The 19,359-nt window shown below is 37.5% G+C and carries 19 protein-coding genes; 10 read left to right on the forward strand and 9 right to left on the reverse strand.

Going from position 1 to position 19,359, the window contains the following annotated elements; translation table 11 throughout:
* Window positions 1-4 precede the first annotated feature (4 nt).
* Window positions 5-1,303: a phenylacetate--CoA ligase family protein gene (locus EJF25_RS03550; RefSeq protein ID WP_125040077.1), complete on the reverse strand. Its 1,299-nt coding sequence runs from the start codon at window positions 1,301-1,303 to the stop codon at window positions 5-7.
* 136 nt (window positions 1,304-1,439) lie between these two features.
* Here EJF25_RS03550 and uvrB point away from each other — a divergent pair, with 136 nt between their 5' ends.
* Window positions 1,440-3,473 carry an excinuclease ABC subunit UvrB gene (uvrB, locus tag EJF25_RS03555; RefSeq protein WP_125040078.1) on the forward strand — a complete coding sequence of 678 codons (2,034 nt, stop codon included), beginning with the start codon at window positions 1,440-1,442 and terminating at the stop codon, window positions 3,471-3,473.
* 349 nt (window positions 3,474-3,822) lie between these two features.
* Here uvrB and EJF25_RS03560 read toward each other — a convergent pair whose 3' ends face one another.
* Complete coding sequence (locus tag EJF25_RS03560) at window positions 3,823-4,176, reverse strand: DeoR family transcriptional regulator (protein ID WP_125040079.1); 354 nt, start codon at window positions 4,174-4,176, stop codon at window positions 3,823-3,825.
* Between the two features lie 228 nt (window positions 4,177-4,404).
* Between EJF25_RS03560 and EJF25_RS03565 the strand changes: the two genes are divergently transcribed.
* Window positions 4,405-4,902: a 5' nucleotidase, NT5C type gene (locus EJF25_RS03565; RefSeq protein ID WP_125040080.1), complete on the forward strand. Its 498-nt coding sequence runs from the start codon at window positions 4,405-4,407 to the stop codon at window positions 4,900-4,902.
* 145 nt (window positions 4,903-5,047) lie between these two features.
* Here the strand turns inward: EJF25_RS03565 and EJF25_RS03570 are convergent, their stop codons facing one another.
* Together EJF25_RS03570 and EJF25_RS03575 are read right to left on the reverse strand one after the other, a co-directional pair.
* Window positions 5,048-5,323 carry a putative quinol monooxygenase gene (locus EJF25_RS03570; RefSeq protein ID WP_125040081.1) on the reverse strand — a complete coding sequence of 92 codons (276 nt, stop codon included), beginning with the start codon at window positions 5,321-5,323 and terminating at the stop codon, window positions 5,048-5,050.
* Between the two features lie 139 nt (window positions 5,324-5,462).
* Window positions 5,463-6,173, reverse strand: coding sequence for an SGNH/GDSL hydrolase family protein (locus tag EJF25_RS03575; RefSeq protein WP_073350184.1), 711 nt, complete (start codon window positions 6,171-6,173; stop codon window positions 5,463-5,465).
* Window positions 6,174-6,489: 316 nt separating this feature from the next.
* Between EJF25_RS03575 and EJF25_RS03580 the strand changes: the two genes are divergently transcribed.
* From EJF25_RS03580 to EJF25_RS03590, 3 genes are all read left to right on the forward strand, one after another.
* A complete protein-coding gene (locus EJF25_RS03580) occupies window positions 6,490-6,825 on the forward strand; it encodes a DUF4919 domain-containing protein (protein WP_125040083.1) in 336 nt (111 codons plus the stop codon).
* A gap of 19 nt (window positions 6,826-6,844) precedes the next feature.
* Window positions 6,845-7,333, forward strand: a complete 489-nt coding sequence (locus tag EJF25_RS03585; protein WP_125040084.1) for an alanyl-tRNA editing protein — start codon at window positions 6,845-6,847, stop codon at window positions 7,331-7,333.
* Window positions 7,334-7,599: 266 nt separating this feature from the next.
* Window positions 7,600-8,028: an Hsp20/alpha crystallin family protein gene (locus tag EJF25_RS03590; RefSeq protein WP_025073483.1), complete on the forward strand. Its 429-nt coding sequence runs from the start codon at window positions 7,600-7,602 to the stop codon at window positions 8,026-8,028.
* A gap of 120 nt (window positions 8,029-8,148) precedes the next feature.
* On the opposite strand, the gene EJF25_RS03595 is transcribed toward EJF25_RS03590, so the two are convergent.
* From EJF25_RS03595 to EJF25_RS03615, 5 genes are read right to left on the reverse strand one after another with little or no spacing between them, the layout of a single operon-like run.
* Entirely contained in the window at window positions 8,149-9,264 is a 1,116-nt protein-coding gene (locus EJF25_RS03595) for an ABC transporter permease (RefSeq protein ID WP_125040085.1), read from the reverse strand.
* A 6-nt stretch (window positions 9,265-9,270) separates the two neighbouring features.
* Window positions 9,271-10,374, reverse strand: a complete 1,104-nt coding sequence (locus tag EJF25_RS03600) for an ABC transporter permease (protein WP_125040086.1) — start codon at window positions 10,372-10,374, stop codon at window positions 9,271-9,273.
* Window positions 10,375-10,377: 3 nt separating this feature from the next.
* The gene (locus EJF25_RS03605) at window positions 10,378-11,871 is read right to left on the reverse strand and encodes an ATP-binding cassette domain-containing protein (RefSeq protein ID WP_125040087.1); all 1,494 of its coding nucleotides are present in this window, start codon (window positions 11,869-11,871) and stop codon (window positions 10,378-10,380) included.
* Window positions 11,872-11,884: 13 nt separating this feature from the next.
* Window positions 11,885-12,787 carry an HlyD family secretion protein gene (locus EJF25_RS03610; RefSeq protein WP_125040088.1) on the reverse strand — a complete coding sequence of 301 codons (903 nt, stop codon included), beginning with the start codon at window positions 12,785-12,787 and terminating at the stop codon, window positions 11,885-11,887.
* A gap of 15 nt (window positions 12,788-12,802) precedes the next feature.
* Window positions 12,803-14,068, reverse strand: coding sequence for a TolC family protein (locus tag EJF25_RS03615; RefSeq protein ID WP_125040089.1), 1,266 nt, complete (start codon window positions 14,066-14,068; stop codon window positions 12,803-12,805).
* 157 nt (window positions 14,069-14,225) lie between these two features.
* Here EJF25_RS03615 and EJF25_RS03620 point away from each other — a divergent pair, with 157 nt between their 5' ends.
* The 5 genes from EJF25_RS03620 (at window position 14,226) to EJF25_RS03635 (ending at window position 19,285) form a co-directional block, all read left to right on the forward strand.
* Complete coding sequence (locus EJF25_RS03620) at window positions 14,226-15,119, forward strand: helix-turn-helix domain-containing protein (protein ID WP_125040090.1); 894 nt, start codon at window positions 14,226-14,228, stop codon at window positions 15,117-15,119.
* A 584-nt stretch (window positions 15,120-15,703) separates the two neighbouring features.
* Entirely contained in the window at window positions 15,704-15,970 is a 267-nt protein-coding gene (locus tag EJF25_RS26735) for a hypothetical protein (RefSeq protein WP_235016696.1), read from the forward strand.
* 34 nt (window positions 15,971-16,004) lie between these two features.
* Window positions 16,005-16,451 (forward strand): hypothetical protein, encoded by a 447-nt coding sequence (locus tag EJF25_RS26740; RefSeq protein WP_235016697.1) that lies wholly within the window; start codon window positions 16,005-16,007, stop codon window positions 16,449-16,451.
* A gap of 208 nt (window positions 16,452-16,659) precedes the next feature.
* Window positions 16,660-17,028: a hypothetical protein gene (locus tag EJF25_RS03630; protein ID WP_125040091.1), complete on the forward strand. Its 369-nt coding sequence runs from the start codon at window positions 16,660-16,662 to the stop codon at window positions 17,026-17,028.
* Between the two features lie 544 nt (window positions 17,029-17,572).
* Complete coding sequence (locus EJF25_RS03635; RefSeq protein WP_235016729.1) at window positions 17,573-19,285, forward strand: alpha-L-rhamnosidase-related protein; 1,713 nt, start codon at window positions 17,573-17,575, stop codon at window positions 19,283-19,285.
* Window positions 19,286-19,359: the final 74 nt, after the last annotated feature.

Genomic DNA, 19,359 nt, shown 5'->3' on the forward strand with positions numbered 1-19,359 from the left:
ATTATTAAAGTTTTCTGTTATCAATTACTCGTTTTGCTTTGCCTACACTACGTTCAATACTACGCGGTTCTACCAGCTTCACATTGACGCCAAGGCCAAGAACACTTTGTAAACGGGCTGCCAGTTTCTTCCTCAAAGCTAACATCTTGTTGATTTCGTCAGAATAGAAATCCGAACGTACTTCTACCTGCAGTTCCATAGTATCAGTATTATTCTCCCTGCCAATCACTAACAAATAATGCGGCTCAAATTCCGCCATTTCAAGAATGACAGATTCAATCTGAGTCGGGAATACATTCACACCACGAATGATCAACATATCATCACTACGTCCCAGAATACGGTCCATACGAACTAATGTACGTCCGCAAGAACATTTATCATAGTGCAGGGCGGTTAAATCACGCGTACGGTAGCGCAATAATGGCATACCTTCTTTAGTCAGATGCGTAAATACCAATTCACCTGCTTGACCAGGTTCTACCGATTGCAATGTATTCGGATCAATAATTTCGGGGAAATAATGATCTTCATTCAAGTGCGTGCCATGCTGACATTCACACTCATAACCAACTCCCGGTCCCGCTATCTCGCTTAAGCCATAAATATCATAAGCCTTAATACCCAGCTTTTCTTCTATTTCATGACGCATATGTTCTGTCCACGGCTCTGCACCAAAAGCACCTATCTTCAAATTAAACTCTTCACGTGGCAAACCGGAGTCTTTTATTGCATCTGCCAAATAAAGTGCATACGACGGAGTACAACATAAGACAGTTGAACCAAAATCATGCATCAACGTAATCTGCTTTTCCGTATTACCACTAGACATCGGAATCACTGATGCACCAATATTTTCCGCTCCGGCATGAGCACCTAATCCTCCTGTGAAAAGTCCATATCCATAAGAAACCTGAAATATATCCGAACGACCTGCACCATAAGCAGTAAAAGCACGCGAAATGCATTCTGCCCATGAAGAAAGATCTTTGCGGGTATATCCTACCACAGTTGGTTTTCCCGTAGTACCAGAAGAAGCATGAATACGTACAATCTGACTCATCGGCACTGCACAAAGTCCGAAAGGATAATTATCTCTTAAATCATGTTTTGTAGTAAACGGAAGCTTCACAATATCATCAATACTTTTGATATCATCAGGGGTAATCCCCAGTTCCTGCATTTTTTTCCGATAAAAAGGAGTGTTGTGATAAACGTAGTCTACAATTTTCTTGAGTCGTATGCTTTGAATCTTTCGAAGACCCTCGCGGTCCATACACTCAATGTTCTCATTCCAAATCATGTTTTTCCGGTATTTACTAGTTGTATGAATCTGTTTTTTGATATTAATATGTTGCAAAGTAAAGGATTTATTTGGAAAAATGATTTGATATCTCGATTATTTTCCCGAATATTGCTTCACTTTTTAGGATTTAACTATGAATTTTGAATTAACATCTACCTACAAGCCTACCGGGGACCAACCGGAAGCAATTGCCCAACTGACTGATGGGGTACTTCAAGGAGTTCCTGCACAAACTTTATTAGGTGTTACCGGCTCTGGAAAAACATTTACCATTGCCAATGTAATCGCTCAGATCAATAAACCAACATTGATTTTGAGTCATAACAAAACATTAGCTGCCCAGTTATACAGCGAGTTTAAAGGATTCTTTCCTAAAAATGCTGTAGAATATTATGTTTCCTATTATGATTATTATCAACCGGAAGCCTATTTACCAAATTCGGATACATATATAGAGAAGGATCTTGCCATCAATGATGAAATAGACAAACTTCGTTTGGCTGCTACCTCCGCCCTACTCTCCGGTCGAAAAGATGTAGTAGTCGTATCCTCTGTTTCTTGCATTTATGGTATGGGTAATCCATCGGATTTCTATAAAAATGTAATTGAGATAGAACGGGGACGAATGCTTGACCGCAATGTCTTTCTTCGCCGTTTGGTAGATAGTCTTTACGTGCGTAATGATATCGACCTAAACCGTGGAAATTTTCGTGTTAAGGGAGACACAGTAGATATTTATCTTGCTTATACAGATAATCTTCTTCGTGTCACTTTCTGGGGAGACGAAATTGATGGTATCGAAGAAGTGGATCCTGTAACAGGAGTTACTATTGCTCCGTTTGAAGCCTATAAAATATATCCAGCCAACTTGTTCATGACTACCAAAGAAGCAACTCTTCAAGCTATTCATCAAATTGAAGATGACCTGACCAAGCAAGTAGCCTACTTTGAATCCATTGGTAAAGAATACGAAGCCAAACGTTTGTATGAACGGGTCACCTATGATATGGAAATGATTCGGGAGTTAGGCCATTGTTCCGGTATTGAGAATTATTCGCGCTATTTCGACGGTCGTGCCGCCGGTACTCGTCCTTATTGTTTGCTCGATTTCTTCCCTGATGATTTTCTAATTGTTATAGACGAAAGTCATGTAAGTGTTCCTCAAATACGTGCAATGTATGGAGGAGATCGTGCACGAAAAATCAACCTGGTAGAATATGGCTTCCGATTGCCAGCGGCTATGGATAACCGGCCACTGAAATTTGAAGAGTTCGAAACAATGGCTAAACAAGTAATATACGTCAGTGCAACTCCTGCCGACTATGAACTTATTCAATCTGAAGGTATCGTTGTAGAACAGGTAATCCGTCCGACCGGATTACTCGATCCGATTATCGAAGTCCGCCCCAGCTTAAATCAGATCGATGATTTGATGGAGGAAATTCAACTACGCATCGAAAAAGAAGAAAGAGTACTTGTCACTACACTCACCAAACGTATGGCAGAGGAATTAACAGAGTATCTACTTAATAATAATGTAAGATGTAATTATATACATAGTGACGTAGATACATTAGAACGTGTGAAAATCATGGATGATCTTCGCCAAGGAGTGTATGACGTGCTGATTGGAGTCAATCTGCTTCGTGAAGGACTCGACCTTCCTGAAGTATCTCTTGTAGCTATTCTCGATGCAGACAAAGAAGGATTTCTCCGTTCCCATCGTTCACTTACACAAACAGCAGGACGCGCAGCCCGTAATGTAAACGGTAAAGTAATTATGTATGCTGATAAGATTACAGACAGTATGCGGCTTACTATCGATGAAACCAATCGTAGACGAGAAAAACAGTTAGCTTATAACGAAGCAAACGGAATTACTCCACAGCAAATCAAGAAAGCGCGGAATCTGTCTGTATTTGGCAATGCAACTTCCGAAGCAGCTACTCCCCTCAAAGAAAGTAAGGCTTATATTGAACCTAGCAGCCCAAACATTGCAGCAGATCCGATAGTCCAATATATGAGCAAGGCACAGATGGAAAAGAGTATCGAACGTACTCGCAAACTAATGCAAGAGGCAGCCAAGAAGCTCGAATTTATTGAAGCCGCTCAATATCGTGATGAATTACTGAAACTAGAAGATTTAATGAAAGAAAAATGGGAATAAACTTTTCTGTTGTTATTTTTAGAACAAAAAAAGCTATGACTAAAATAGCGTCATAATCCAACTCAAATGGTGTCACCATGTCTATAACATACTGTCACTATCTTAACCGGATAATGACAGTATAATAAGCGACTTTATTTTAATACTTTCTTAATAAACATAGAATAGAAAGTGTTTATTTTTAATTAGTGTTATAAAAACACCCGTTAGGTTTGATTTATTTGCTAATATCAAAAAAGTCAGTACCTTTGCAATGTGTTTTTCATAGTATTAGATTTAAGGTTAACAAAGGTTGGAGTACAGCGGTACTCCTTTTTTTATGCCTATACCTTAAGAAAAAGAATAAATATTATAAGAGTGTATATGAAGTCCTCGCCCAATGTTCCTTAATAGATTCAACTTTAACATCCTCTGTCACCAAATAGTCTACATCTCCTAACGAAGCAATCACATAATCTTTTGCTTTATTTAGTTTATGACTATCTGCCAAAACGATTCTTTTTTGAGCACGTTTCATCATTAAGCTCTTTACCATAGCCTCCTTACGATCCGGTGCTGTTAGACCTTGTTCATCCAATTCTATCAAATCTCGTCGTAGTGTATCATCAGCTACTCCCAATTCCTGACTTAACGCTGTAATATAAATACGATAATTTTCGCCAAGTCGATTTAATATATACTGATGTCGTTCTTCTTTTAGCATATTATAAAGTTATAAGCTATTGCATATAACCGAAATATACATATATTTCGGAATAGAACTAAGATATAATGAAACTTTATTCGTAAATATGTGGCATTTACTAATTGTTCCTCTTTAAAAAATCGAAAAACCGCAAGATAGGCGAAAAAGCCCGCAAATGGGAAATAGAGCTTTGTTAATTAAATTTTACAACAACATGATATTTAACTATCAAAAAATCTAAAAAGTATGAATCAACAGATATTAGTAGACATGGATAGTGTGTTAGCCGATGTTTATTCTCAATTTATAGAATGGGAGTATAAAGAATTAGGCATTAAAGGATTTAAATGGAAAACAGAAGCACTACCTTCCTGTAATAAACATGTAAGAAGCATTGGCTTTTTTAGAACTGTTCCTGTTATGCCTGATAGTATTGAAGGGCTACAATACCTTAATGATAAGTACAAAGTGCTTATTGTCTCCTCTGCCACAGAATCCCCCCTGAACTTAACAGAAAAACAAGCATGGCTATATAAGCATTTTTCTTTCATCATTTGGGAACAAATGATCTTTTGTGGACGGAAAGACAGCATAAAAGGAGATATTATGATTGATAACCAACCTAAAAAACTCAGAACATTTGATGGAAAAAAATATATATTTACGCAACCTCATAATATATTTATCTCTGATGAACAATATGATAGAGTATCCGGTTGGAAAGAAATAATGTCTAAACTCTGACAAAAATAAGAAAAGGAAAAATGAATGATAATTTTTCTTACCACAGATTACACACATTCTCACAGATCATAAATATCATATATCTAGTATTTTATCAATGCGAATCAGAGTAATCTGTGGCAATTTTATTACATTCTTTGCAATCCTAGAAAGTAAATTTTTCTATCTTCATTGCTCCCAAGGTCTGTATTTTAGGAACCAAAGTCACAAAGTGTACTGCTTTTTCGTGAGCAGCTAATGATTCCTCATCAGCCCATGTTTCACAAATCATGAGAATGTCCGGACGTGTGGAACTCTCAAATATATCATATGCAATACAGCCTCCATCTTTCAGAGAAGAAGCTACCAATTCTTTTGCAGCCTCCAACAGTGCTGCACGATTACTTTCACTTACTTGAATAAAAACATTCAGTCTAATCATAACTATTAAATTTTAAATATACCACAAATTTACATGATAATTCTGAATTTCCCTACAATCATACTACAATAAAAAATGCCACTTGAAAAAATAATCAAGTGGCATTTCAACTATACTACATATTATAAGTATCTACTTATTAAAGCGCCTTATCAATTGCTACCTTAATCAAACCTTCCATCACATCATATCCCTTGCTTACCGGATGCACCCCATCCCCAGCTCTTGCATATTCAGGATTCATAGCCAGAGTTTCAGGAACAACCATTGATTGATAATAATCTACATATGGAATTTTATTAGCTTTAGCATAAGCCTCAATCCGTTTATTTAATGCTTTTATCTTTTGAGGAGCATCAGTAATTTTTGGATTCCATCCGAAACCGGCAGCCGGCAACACTGAAGTCAAAATCACTTTTATTTTATTTGCTTTAGCCAGTTCTACCATAGAAACAATATTTCCAAACGTATAATCTTCAACATAAGGCCCAGTATTTTCTGCTACATCATTTGTACCGGCATTGATCACCACCAAAGCAGGAGAAAGATTAATCACATCTTCACGAAAGCGCAACAAAAATTGATAAGAGGTCTGTCCACCTATACCACGACTGATATACCCATTCTTTTTAAAAAAGTCCGGATGCGTATTTATCCAACCTTCTGTAATAGAATTTCCCATAAAAACAACTCTCTTATCCTTCTTTGTGGGTTTCGACAATTCAGAATTGTCTTTTGCAAAACGCTTGAAATTTGCAAATTCATACTTTTGCGCATAAGTCTCTCCTACTGAAAGTCCCAAACATACAATGGTCAATAACATCCATTGCCCTAAAAAATTCTTTTTCATATTTATTGATGTAAGTATTAGTGATACTAAAATTCGCGTAAAGATAGAAATTTGATTTCATATAATGAAATCAAAAAACAAATAACCGTTAATACGAGTCGCAAAAAACTTAATCTGTGTTATATAACATACTCTTTTTCTTGGATTATTTGCAAATATGCAGAAAGTCCGTATCTTTGTAACGTGTTTTTCATAGTATTAGATTTAAGGTTAACAAAGGTTGGAGTACAGCGGTACTCCTTTTTTTATATCCGTTCGTTTGTTATCCTAAAAAAGAATGGTATTTTTGTGAATCATATCTTAAAAACTAAATGCCATGAAAAGAATAACCACTGTCTTCTTCATAGGAATTTCTGCTCAGATAAAACAGGAAAAGTTGTATATATACTATAAGTATATCAAAGAATATGTGACCAATAAGAAGGAAGATCTTCAAAAGTTCATGCAACGTTTTGAAATGAATGATACATTACTCATCCGGCAAGAATACGCCATGATGTATTATGGATACTCCTTTACTCCCAATTATCAAGGAAATATGTATGATATGTTACAGGATTTCAAAGGACTAATCAGCGGAAACAAGTATGAAGAGGCTTACAATGCAGGAACAGAGCTTCTGAAAAAGGATCCAGTATCTTTGCAATATTAAACCATCAAATTAATTTTATATGGAAACAAATATAGAAATAAATAAGCCAAGTCCCAAGTTTCAGGATGTGTCAATTGCACCCATGCACACAGTCGAACACATATTAAACGCCACAATGGTAAAGACCTTCGGATGTCCACGTTCACACAACGCACATATCGAACGTAAAAAGAGTAAATGCGACTATCAACTTCCTGTTTGCCCGACACAAGAAGAAATGCAAGCCATTGAAAATAAAGTAAATGAAGTAATTAGTCAAAATCTACCGGTAACTACAGAGTTCATGACACAGGAACAAGCCAAAAACATTGTAGATCTCAGCAAACTTCCAGCTAATGCCAGTGAAACATTACGCATTATTCGTGTCGGAGATCATGATGCATGCGCCTGTATTGGCGTACACGTTTCTAATACTTCTGAAATAGGAACATTCAAAATTATCAGTTATGATTATGATGAAGACAGAAAAACACTGCGCCTAAGATTCAAACTGATAAAGAAGAGATAATTTATCAAATTAATGTCTATCTTATATAAAATAAACAAATTCAAGTTACATTTTGTCACCAATCAGGTAAAATTGACATTATAATTATGACAAATAGACAATTCTAAAATCAAAAGTCTATTGGCATCAAGTTTGTAATAGATTAAGTGAACGACGATTCAAGAAACGGACGAAAGGAATCACAATAAAAGATCCACCTACGAAAGTGAAAGATCCGAAGTTCAGAATAAATAGAATGTATAACTTAAAAAATAGGAGACTTAATTATGATGCCTGTTAGAAGAACTCAGAATTGGTTACCAAGTATTTTTAACGATTTCTTTGACAATGATTGGATGGTAAAAGCAAATGCTACTGCACCAGCTATCAATGTATTTGAAACAGAAAAAGAATACAAAGTAGAACTGGCAGCTCCTGGCATGACGAAAGAAGACTTCAATGTTCGTATTGATGAAGACAACAACCTCGTCATCACTATGGAGAAGAAGACAGAGAACAAAGAAGAGAAGAAAGAAGGCCGTTATCTGCGTCGCGAATTCTCTTATTCCAAGTTCCAGCAAACCATGATTCTACCGGACAACGTAGACAAAGAAAAGATTTCTGCTGCTGTAGAAAATGGTGTATTGAATGTGCAATTACCGAAACTTTCCGCAGAAGAAGTCAAGAAAGCTGAAAAACAAATCGAAGTTAAATAAGACTGTAATCTATCAATCATCGGAAACGGTGACAGTAATAAAAAACGGCTCTTTCCTGTTTGCAGGATAGAGTCGTTTTATATATTCTCATCATTAATAAATTTCAGTTATAAGTTCCTACTATCGATTCTTCCGGTAACTCAACACCGCCCAAGTATTGAAAACAACAGCAAAGAGTAACAATACACCCAGTTGCGGCAACAATTCTACCAAACTACTTCCTTTCAGATAAACCATTCGCATAGCTACCATGAAATATTTCAAAGGATTAAAAACTGTTATCACCTGAGCCCACTCCGGCATACTGCTGATCGGTGTAAACAGACCACTCATCAGCATCAATATCAACAAGAAAAAAAACATCACAAACATAGACTGTTGCATCGTTGCCGAATAATTGGAAATAACAAGTCCAAAGCCAGACATTACCAAGACAAAAAGAATAGCAGAACAATAAATCACTATAAAGTGCCCCACAGGGACGACTCCATACAGTAACCAAGCCAATATAAAACACAAAGTCAATACTACAAAGCCTATGATCCAATACGGAAGTAGTTTAGCTAGGATAAACATGAACTTCGGCACAGGAGTAACATTGATCTGCTCAATCGTACCAACCTCTTTCTCACTTACTATATTCAAAGCTGGCAGAAAACCACAAAGCATTGTTAATAACATTGTCATTAATGCCGGAATCATATAAAGCTTATAATTCAGATTCGGGTTAAACAAGCCCAACGTATCGACACGAAGGGTCGGAATAGCACCGGAAACAGATGTCGCATCAGGATGTTCCGAACGCAATTCTGTTGAATAATCACTGATAATAGAAGCTAGATAAGAACTTCCCAAGCCACCCTTCATTCCATTCACCGAGTTAGCAGCAATCAAAATATGAGCTCCTTCTCCATTCATCCAATCCCGTTCCAGATGTTGCGGAATCTCCATCACAATATCAGCTTCACCAGACTCAATGTTTGTCAATCCCTCCTGATAAGAAGCCTGAACCTCTTTCAAGCGGAAATAAGTCGAAGCAGTAATCTTATTCACCAATCGTTGCGAAATAACCGAATGATCATTATCAACGATATTCAACTGAATATTCTTTATCTCCAAACTGACTGCCCAAGGCATCAGCAACATAATCATGCAGGGAAAAATAAGAATCAATTTCGGTAAAAAAGAGTTGCGAAGCAACTGTTTAAACTCTTTTTCCAATAGAAACTTAATCATAACACTCTATTCCAATCTATATTTAAACTTTTTAAAACTAACTGTTATCAACACCACTGCCATCAACAAAAGAATGCCAATTTCCTTATAAACCAGCATTATCGGCACTCCCTCAATCATCAGCTTCCTCACAGCCTGAATATACCAGCGTGCAGGAATCAGATCCGATATGATTTGAAGAACCAACGGCATACTTTCGACCGGAAAAATCATCCCTGACAACACCATTGTCGGCATCATCAATATCAATCCGGAAGCAAGCATAGCAGCCACTTGTGTACGTGTTACGGATGAAATCAGTAATCCCAATGACAAAGACACAAAAATAAACAACAAGGAGACAATTACCAGCCAAAATAAACTTCCTACTACCGGAACATCCAATACAAACACCGACAATAGTAAAATGGTAATCAAATTGACAAACGAAAGCACAAAATAAGGTACGGCCTTTGCTAAAATGATAAACAACGGTTTTACAGGAGAAACTAATAATATTTCCATTGTTCCTGTCTCCTTCTCGCGAACAATGGAAATGGAAGTCATCATCGCACAAATCAACATCAAAATTAATCCCATCACTCCCGGTACAAAGTTATAAGCACTCTTCATCTGCGGATTATACAAAAGCTTGATGTCCGGTATCAAACGCCCCATCGAAATATTCGACGGCAACATCTCCTGTCCTGCCGAAGCAATAATTCCAGCTGCATAATTCATTTGAGTCATAGACATATTCGGATCAGTAGCATCCACTACAAGTTGCACAAGAACATCCCCTGAATACAATTCATCACTAAAATGTTCCTTAAAAACAAGTGCCATATCCACCACATTCTTCCGGAATGCAAGCTCCATCTCTTGAGGCGAATGAAACCGGCGGGTAACAGTAAAATATTCGCTGGCATCCAATTTATCTATAATCTTTCGCGTCATGACATCATTAGAAGTATCGAGCACTGCTAAACGTACATTTTTCACTTCCGTAGTAATAGCGAATCCAAACAAAATAATCTGAATAACTGGCATCCCAAGCAGAATCAACATCGTCCATCGATCACGGAAAATATGATAAAACTCTTTTTTGATAAAAGCAATAAACTGTTTCATAACTTAATCTGCATTACGCACCGCATGACGGGCCAATTGTTGGAAAACATCATCCATTGTTTCCGCATTAAACTGCTTTTTCAAGTTAGCAGGCGTATCGAGAGCTTTTATTTGCCCGTCTACCATTATGGAAATCCGGTTACAATACTCCGCTTCATCCATATAATGCGTAGTCACAAATACCGTAATTCCTCGGTCGGCTGCTTGATAAATTAATTCCCAAAACTGCCTCCGGGTAGCAGGATCTACACCTCCAGTCGGTTCATCCAAAAAGACGATCTTCGGTTCATGGAAAATCGACACAGAAAAAGCTAACTTCTGTTTCCACCCTAAAGGCAAACTTTTTACCAACGTATTTCGTTCGGCAGAGAATCCAAGACGTTCCAACAACTCATTTGTCTTCTGTTCAATTTCCTGATCCTTCATTCCATATATACCAGCAAAAAGTCGAATATTCTCCCACACTTTTAAATCTTCATACAAAGAAAACTTTTGGCTCATATATCCAATATGCTTCTTCACCATCTCCGCTTCCCTGAAAATATCAAAGCCCCCTACTTTTCCAACTCCTGACGTAGGCTTACTCAACCCACAAAGCATACGCATTGCCGTAGTCTTTCCTGCCCCATTTGCTCCCAAAAAGCCAAATATTTCTCCCCGACTCACCTGAAAAGAGATATGATCGACAGCAGTAAAACGACCAAAACACTTTGTCAGTTGATCGACTTCGATTACAGGAGTCCCTTTCTCCCGAAGTTCTTCACGATCAAGAGGAGGCGGACATAGAGTGGCGGCAAACTGCTGGAGAATCTTTTTAGGAGTATCAATGCCATGAATCTGTCCATGATTAATAAAAGCGATCCGATCACACTGTCGGGCTTCATCCATTATAGGTGTCGATGCAATAATCGTAATCCCCAAATCGCACAATTGTCGCAACATCTGCCAAAATTCTTTACGAGACACCGGATCAACTCCTGTAGTAGGTTCATCAAGAAACAAAATATCGGGTTTATGAATAAGTGCGCAACTCAATGCCAACTTCTGCTTCATTCCACCCGACAAAGCACCTGCCTTTCGCTTTTTGAACGGTTCAATCTGTTGATAGATGTCTTTAACCAAATCATAGTTCTCCTGAATCGTCGTATGAAATACAGTTGCAAAGAATTGTAGATTTTCTTCCACCGAAAGATCCTGATAAAGCGAAAAACGACCAGGCATATATCCCACCTTCGTTCGAATCTCTTTATAATCTGTCACAACATCCAATCCATCCACAATTGCCTTTCCCTGATCAGCCAGCAAAAGAGTTGTCAGAATACGAAACAACGTACTCTTTCCCGCACCGTCAGGACCGATCAGCCCGAAGAGTTCTCCCCGCTTCACAGAAAAAGAAACATCCTTCAACGCCTCTACCTTTCCGTAGTTTTTACAGACATGATCTACCGTTACTATGAATTTATCAGCACCCACTGAATCTACTTTATCTTTACGCATTACCAATGATCCATTACTTAAAAGTTACTCCCCCGTACATACCGATTTTCAATAATCCGTCATTCTTAATAGCAATCTTAACAGCATATACCAGATTGGCACGTTCATTTTTGGTAAGAATAGTCTTCGGAGTAAATTCCGAACGGTCGGAGATCCAAGTCAACACACCAGAATACTCCTTCCTCTCCGAATTTCCATAATCAGCATATACCCTCACTTCATCACCCAACTTTAAAGATGATAATTGCTCCGAAGTGATGTAAGCTCGTAAATACATACGATCTAACTCTCCAACTTTAAATAAAGGTTTCCCAACAGTCGCCAATTCACCAGCTTCCGCATACTTAGCCAACACAGTCCCATCAATCGGTGACAGAATATGACATTTATTCAACTGGTCATCAACTTGAGCTATTTGTATGGCAACCGAGTTACCCTGTTCCGTTAAACTATTCGTGCTATTCCGCAACGATGATTCCTGAGCGACCAGTTGCCGTTCAAGCAAAGCTACCTGAGCCTCCCAATCATCCAACTGTTTTTGATTTGCAGCTCCTGCCGCCAATAAGTTTTCCACCCGTCTCTTTTCCCGTTGTGCCGTAGCTATCTGCTGTTTGGTAGCCGCTATTTGTTTGGCTAAATCCGGACGTTGGCTTTCTACCGATTTCATATTGGCTTTCAACTGTAACTTTTTCAAATACAATTGCACCGTATCTAACCGACCGACTTCTTCTCCCACTTTCAACCTTGTTCCCTCTTCCACTTTCAACTGGAGTATCTTGCCCGATGCTTCAGCGGAAACAATCACCTCCGTAGCTTCAAATGTGCCAGTTGCGTCATAATCCGACAAACGGTTTCCACATGCTGACATCAGCAATAACGTCACTCCCCATACACCTATTTTTATCATTCGTTTCATATCCGAAAGTTTTTATTATTGATTCGTTGTATATTTCATTTGATAGATACCTTGCAAACGTTGAATCTCATGCATCGCCTTTGCTTGCCTTGCCAGACTCTCATTCGTCAGTTCCCTCAGCATTTCGGCAACCGTCAATGTACCATTCGCTACTTTTGCCTCGGCAGAACGACGAATATTAGTACGTAAACGGATAATCTCATCATCATCCCGCATTTGTTTTTCCACCGAACGGACAGCCTGATCTTGCTGCAACACCTGCAAACGGGTATTAAAAAGAAATACGTCACGATTACTTCCCAATTGCTGCCGTTTATTCTCAATCACGCGAAGATCATTTTTTAAAGTATAAAGGCTCCCGAAATTCCATGAAAGCCGGACACCCGCTATATAATAGGGTGAAAATTCATTTTTCAACATATTCAGGCCCGGATTTCCATAAGCCCCCTGTACAAATAATCCAAATCGCGGAAGATGTCGAACGTTCAATGCTTTTTCCTGTACATTCAATCCGGTTGTCTGAGCATCAAACAACGATAATTCCGGTCGGCGAATCTCACTTACCGCATTTACCATCGTTTCGGGTACAGGTTTCTCCAAAGTCGTTTCTGGAGAAAGTTGCTCCCCCGTCAGCAAAGAAAGCATCTTAAGATAAGACTCCCTGGAGAAAGATAATTCTATTCTCTTCTGTTTAGCGTTCAATTGTTCTACTTTCACAGCATCCAAATCAGCCTGGTTAGCAATTCCATTTTCAAAATAAGAACTGATTTGCCGGAAATTCCTTTCCAGTTCATCTTGCAATAAAGCATTCTGTTTCAATTGTTCATCCAGTAAAAGAATCCCGAAATAAAGATCGTTCACGCGGTTATTCAACGCATACATATCTACATTCAGTTTTTCTTTCTCTACTTCTGCTTCGGCAGTTGCTTGCTTCTTTTGCATCTTGATTCCACCACCATCCCAGACATTTTGCTGTAATTCCACCATTACCTGATACTGGTCTTTAGGCATCCTTTTTATATCTACTCCTGTAATCTTTATCGGCAATTCGGTTACATCACTCTGATAAGACGCTTTTGCCGAAAGAGCGAACTGCGGCAAATAACCTTTAACTGCATTCTCCAGAGTATATTCCTTTGTTTTCTCTATCAAATCATATTGACGTACCAACGGATAATTATCCTGTGTTTTCCGCTGACATTCTTCCAGTGTCACCTGACTATACATTCCAGATACGCAAGCAAACAGAGAGAGAGTAAAAATCATTCTTTTCATACGCATATTTTCTATGAATTCTTCTAAAGACAAAGATAGGTGTTTCAAGCATTGCTTCACATTCCAAGAGTTGAGAAATATGTTCTAATAGTTCGATAAGTTGGAATTTTAAAGAAAGATATGGCATGATTTATTATCTTTGCAGGAAAACGATAAAATTAAAATGGAAAAGAAAGAACCGGTAGAATTAGGACTGAAACTATTAGGAGAATTGAAAATTGTCCGTCACAATGAATTTCGCTTCATAACTTCTGATTTTGGTTTTGTCAATAGCTTCGTCAAAATGGAATCTCAACTTTTCACTTTTGATCAACCCTACCGTATAAAAGAGGGACGAATCGTATTTATCAAACAAGGATCTTTACAAGCACGAATCAACCTAATAGAATATACCCTAAAGTCCGGCACTATATCACTCATTACTCCCAATTCCATCATACAAGCCATCAATATATCCCCTGATCTTGAAATGAAAATGATGGCTATTGATAACAACTTTCTGCCTTTCACCAGTAAAGACGATTTTCTCATACATTTTCCCCAGTATCCTAATAATGTTCTATTAACATTACCTCCACAAGAGCAAACTCGTATTGAAAGTTATTTCACATTAATATGGAATATATTACAGGAAACAACTTTTCGCCGTGAGGTCATACAGCATCTTGTAGCAAGCCTCTTATATAACATAGAATGTATAGCGAGTAATACCCGAACTACAGCTAAACATCTAACACACCAAGAACACATTTTCCAACGTTTTATCTCTCTCGTCAATACGCACAGCAAAAAGGAAAGGAACGTTAGCTTTTATGCAGACAAATTATGTCTTACTTCCCGCTATCTGAACACTGTTATTCGACAAACCAGTCAACAAACAATAATGGATTGGATCAATCAATCCATTATACAGGAAGCCAAGATTTTACTTAAACATAGCGATCTTCTCGTATATCAAATCTCAGATGAATTGAATTTTCCGAATCCGTCTTTTTTCTGTAAGTTCTTTAAAAGAATGACAGGAATGACACCACAAGATTATCAAAAGAAATATTAAAGAGAACAAATATCTATGTAAGGCAATTCTTTAATATCACAACTAAAAATCATTTTTCACTCAACAAAAAATCGCATTTCCAAATATATTTTATTATTCTTACTTGCAAGTTTAATACTTTTGTTATACTCTGTAGAGCAATTAATATTTAATTAGCTTATTGCGCTTTTATTATTAATTCAATTATTTCTTATAAGTAGGTTTTTCAATACTTCGGTAAATCTTTACCGAAACTTTAAAATTAAACAATAAAATCGGCTATTGCTGGTTCAAAAACACTAAAAAGGTCATTGAAATATTGTCAAAAACGAATAGTTAAGCAATAAAAACGGGCTTAAAAAGGGAGATAAGCCACTGATAATAAAGGAGAAATGTTGTATAATTCGTTATTTTAGTAAATTAGAAGTCTCTGAACTCTTCTGATTATGACTAAAGAACACTCCTTATACAATACCAATCTGAGTGCCAAACAGCTCTTAAATCAGTTGTAAATATAAGCAAACCTTTTGACAAAGTCTTCATGGATGCAATGAAATTATCCATGGCCATACCAGACCGTATTAATTTTCTCCAATTGGGCAGGTATGGACGTTTTTCGGAACAGACATACCATAACCATCCATTTTGAGAATGACCAATTCGATTGGTTTGCATTTAATGATTCAATCATCAATGAGCATCTCACTGACAGCAGAAAGACCATTACTATTGATTTATCTTATATCCCCAAAAGTCGAGTCATAAAACACTATGGGTTGGTTACTTTTGCTCAGGTTGTGCAGGAGACTATAAGCACGGATTGGAAATCATGGGCATCAGAGTCATTGACATCGACAACCATGAATGTATGACCTTAGGTTCCATGCAGACACCAGATTGTAAAACATGGATAAAAACCTCGTAGATTGGTACAACAGCTATCTTATTAGCCCAAAAGACCGGCTGCAGGAAATATCCAATATCGTAGTTGCTGACACATTCTTCTCCCCAAAAATATTCATAACGCCCATATATGAGAATAACTTCCATGTTATCAGTCGCTTTAGGAATGATGCGGTTCTCTATTACCCTACATTAATAAAGAAAACAGGAAAACGTGGACATCCTAAATGGTATGATGGTACGATTGACTTTACCAATCTAGATCTGATAAGGTGTGCAGAGTACGAAGTGAATAAAAGAAAACTTTATAGTTTGAGAGCTTATGCTAAAGCGCTTAAACGATATGTGCCCCTATCCGTTTGGTACCCGATGGATGGCAGAACAGGCAAGTGGCAGTTGTATTTCTCTACAGATGATTCTCAAGATGCACGCGAAGTTCTGGATTTTTAAAGGATCAGGTTTCAACTGGAATTTTGCTTTATAGATAGTAAGCAATATGCGGGAATCACCAACTGTCAGTCTACAAACTTTAGAAAGTTGGCTTTTCATTTCAACGCATCACTGACTACTGTAAATTTAGCCAAAGCAGCATGCAAGAGGCTTGGAATATCTTATTCTATTTCCTCATGCAAGTCAATCATACATAATGCTTATATACTTGAACGATTTATTTGCGTGTTCGGGATTAAACCAGACCTACAAAGATAACATTGCGCCATTTATTGCGCTAGATTTTGGTAAAAACAAAGAATCAGAAGACATAAACACAGATAATTATAAAGGACACATCCATAATGTTCATCTTTATGGAGATCATTTATTCTTTTCTTTTAACTATGCTTCTAGTGACAAAATACATTATGAAGGATTTAATTGCTATATCTCATTAAAAAATTCAAAGATGAAAATTTATACCTTTAATGTTGTTCATGATGAAAAAACGATAGTCTCACCATTACCCGAAATCAAAAATATTTCGAAAGTAAAAAATTATGTATCAAATTGTACCAAGCGAATTACCCAATAACATCTTCAACAAATTAAAAGAAACGTCTATCGAAGTTGTAAATAGTGAGTTAAATCCTATACTAATATTATATAATTTAAGAATAGTAATCATTAAATAAAACCCTAACAGGAGAGCATTTATAATTGAAACAAGAGTATAATCGCGAGGCTGACCAAAAAAAGAGATTTTTACAACTTTTTCCTCTACAGATATCTATATAGAGGTAAAATTCAGTTTTTCAACCTTTTTAGTCAGCCCCATTATTTCAAATAGGTTCCTAATGATATGAATATTTCAAGATATTCAAAAGCTACTTATTAAATTTATCGTCTCATATGTATTTCATAGACACTCATAGAAAGTTAAAAATAAGTATTTCAATATCAATTCCATTTATATAATTAATATTTTCTGATACATTTCTTTTCATCTGAAAATTTTCTATATATTTGTACCACTGTTTTAACAGTTCAACAATGAAGATCTTTGTTCAATCTAAGTAAATCATTTTTAATATATGAAAAATCTATACCTAATTGTTATTTTGCTTATTTCAGCACAAATGGGCATAGCCCAAAAGCATCAACTCCCACCCGTATGGAAAGACACATCTGTACAGCAAGATTCACGTACACGAAGCTATATATCCCCCACTCGTATTATTTGGAAAACCAATCACACAACTGCGCAAGTTAGCGATGAACAGAATTTAATGTGTCCCGGCATCAGACAATCCATTTTAGGCAGCGAAAATGTCTGCCGCATGCGCAGTACAACTACCGATACAGCCTCTATCTTGCTTGATTTCGGGCGAGAATTGCAAGGAGGAATTCAAATTGTCACAGGGCAATCTCCCAATAACACCCCTATTCGCGTAAGAATTCGTTTCGGTGAATCCGTTAGTGAAGCCATGTGCGATATTGATGGAAAAAATGGTGCAAGCAACGACCACGCTATGCGCGATTTTGAGCTCAAACTTCCTTGGTTAGGCGTATTGGAGGTTGGAAATTCAGGATTCCGCTTTGTACGTATCGATTTACTTGACACTGATGTTGAACTGCAATTAAAAGAGGTGCTCGCCATTTTTAATTATCGTGACATTCCTTATTTAGGTTCATTCCGTTGCAATGACGAACGATTAAACGAAATTTGGATGACTGGAGCATATACAGTGCATCTCAATATGCAAGAATATTTGTGGGATGCTATCAAACGAGACCGCCTGGTATGGGTGGGTGACCTGCATCCGGAAATAATGACAGTTAATACTGTATTCGGTTACAACGAGGTTGTTCCTAAGAGCCTTGACCTGATTCGGGATGCTACCCCTATTCCTGCATGGATGAACGGTATCAGTTCATATTCTTTGTGGTGGATCATCATTCATCGCGACTGGTATTTCTATCAAGGTAACTTAGATTACTTGAAAGAGCAAAAAACTTACCTGACACAACTCATTAACCATCTATTGACCAAAATAGATGCAAACGGAAAAGAAACATTGGACGGAATGCGATTTTTGGATTGGCCATCAAGCGAAAATCAAAAAGGAGTCGATGCCGGATTACAAGCACTAATGGTGCAGACAATGGATTGTGGCAAAGAACTATTTTCCATACTCAAAGACAACGAAATGGCGAAGAAGTGCGAAGATGCTGCAGTTCGATTGCGTACCTATCGTCCAGATCACAATCAGTCAAAACAGGCAGCTGCTTTGATGACCTTATCGGGGTTAATGGATGCGAAAACAGCCAACAACGAAGTTTTATCGATAGGTGGTTCTAAGAATTTTTCCACTTTCTACGGTTATTATATGCTAAAAGCAATGGCTGCCGCAGGCGATTATACAAATGCATTAGATCGTATCCGCGAATTCTGGGGAGCAATGCTCGATTTAGGAGCGACTTCATTTTGGGAAGACTTCAACATCGAATGGATTAAAAATGCCGCCCGCATTGACGAAATAGTCTCTGAAGGTAAGGTGGACGTACATAAAAGTTATGGCAACTACTGTTACAAAGGGTATCGCCATAGCTTTTGCCACGGCTGGGCTTCCGGTCCCACTTCTTATCTGAGCGAATATGTATTGGGAGTAAAAGTGATAGAACCAGGATCTAAAGTGGTAAAAATAGAACCTCATCTGGGTGATCTGCAATGGGCAGAAGGTACATTCCCTACTCCCTACGGCATCATCAAGATACGCCATGAGCAAAGAAACGACGGTTCTGTCAAATCAACGATAAAAGCTCCCAAAGGGGTGAAAGTTATCAAATAAACGAGCCTGCCACCATTATTTCACAGGCAGAAGGATATGGTATAAAATTCATAGCACAAAAAAGCGGAGCTATC

Origin of the sequence: Bacteroides faecalis, from assembly GCF_003865075.1 — a bacterium.
In the GTDB taxonomy this organism is placed as follows: Bacteria; Bacteroidota; Bacteroidia; order Bacteroidales; family Bacteroidaceae; genus Bacteroides; species Bacteroides faecalis.

Bases quoted from the DNA above. Each gene is read 5' to 3' on its own strand.
- EJF25_RS03550 (WP_125040077.1), bottom strand. From the start codon at position 1,303: ATGATTTGGAATGAGAACATTGAGTGTATGGACCGCGAGGGTCTTCGA.
- uvrB (WP_125040078.1), top strand. From the start codon at position 1,440: ATGAATTTTGAATTAACATCTACCTACAAGCCTACCGGGGACCAACCG.
- EJF25_RS03560 (WP_125040079.1), bottom strand. From the start codon at position 4,176: ATGCTAAAAGAAGAACGACATCAGTATATATTAAATCGACTTGGCGAA.
- EJF25_RS03565 (WP_125040080.1), top strand. From the start codon at position 4,405: ATGAATCAACAGATATTAGTAGACATGGATAGTGTGTTAGCCGATGTT.
- EJF25_RS03570 (WP_125040081.1), bottom strand. From the start codon at position 5,323: ATGATTAGACTGAATGTTTTTATTCAAGTAAGTGAAAGTAATCGTGCA.
- EJF25_RS03575 (WP_073350184.1), bottom strand. From the start codon at position 6,173: ATGAAAAAGAATTTTTTAGGGCAATGGATGTTATTGACCATTGTATGT.
- EJF25_RS03580 (WP_125040083.1), top strand. From the start codon at position 6,490: ATGAAAAGAATAACCACTGTCTTCTTCATAGGAATTTCTGCTCAGATA.
- EJF25_RS03585 (WP_125040084.1), top strand. From the start codon at position 6,845: ATGGAAACAAATATAGAAATAAATAAGCCAAGTCCCAAGTTTCAGGAT.
- EJF25_RS03590 (WP_025073483.1), top strand. From the start codon at position 7,600: ATGATGCCTGTTAGAAGAACTCAGAATTGGTTACCAAGTATTTTTAAC.
- EJF25_RS03595 (WP_125040085.1), bottom strand. From the start codon at position 9,264: ATGATTAAGTTTCTATTGGAAAAAGAGTTTAAACAGTTGCTTCGCAAC.
- EJF25_RS03600 (WP_125040086.1), bottom strand. From the start codon at position 10,374: ATGAAACAGTTTATTGCTTTTATCAAAAAAGAGTTTTATCATATTTTC.
- EJF25_RS03605 (WP_125040087.1), bottom strand. From the start codon at position 11,871: ATGCGTAAAGATAAAGTAGATTCAGTGGGTGCTGATAAATTCATAGTA.
- EJF25_RS03610 (WP_125040088.1), bottom strand. From the start codon at position 12,787: ATGAAACGAATGATAAAAATAGGTGTATGGGGAGTGACGTTATTGCTG.
- EJF25_RS03615 (WP_125040089.1), bottom strand. From the start codon at position 14,068: ATGCGTATGAAAAGAATGATTTTTACTCTCTCTCTGTTTGCTTGCGTA.
- EJF25_RS03620 (WP_125040090.1), top strand. From the start codon at position 14,226: ATGGAAAAGAAAGAACCGGTAGAATTAGGACTGAAACTATTAGGAGAA.
- EJF25_RS26735 (WP_235016696.1), top strand. From the start codon at position 15,704: ATGGACGTTTTTCGGAACAGACATACCATAACCATCCATTTTGAGAAT.
- EJF25_RS26740 (WP_235016697.1), top strand. From the start codon at position 16,005: ATGGATAAAAACCTCGTAGATTGGTACAACAGCTATCTTATTAGCCCA.
- EJF25_RS03635 (WP_235016729.1), top strand. From the start codon at position 17,573: ATGGGCATAGCCCAAAAGCATCAACTCCCACCCGTATGGAAAGACACA.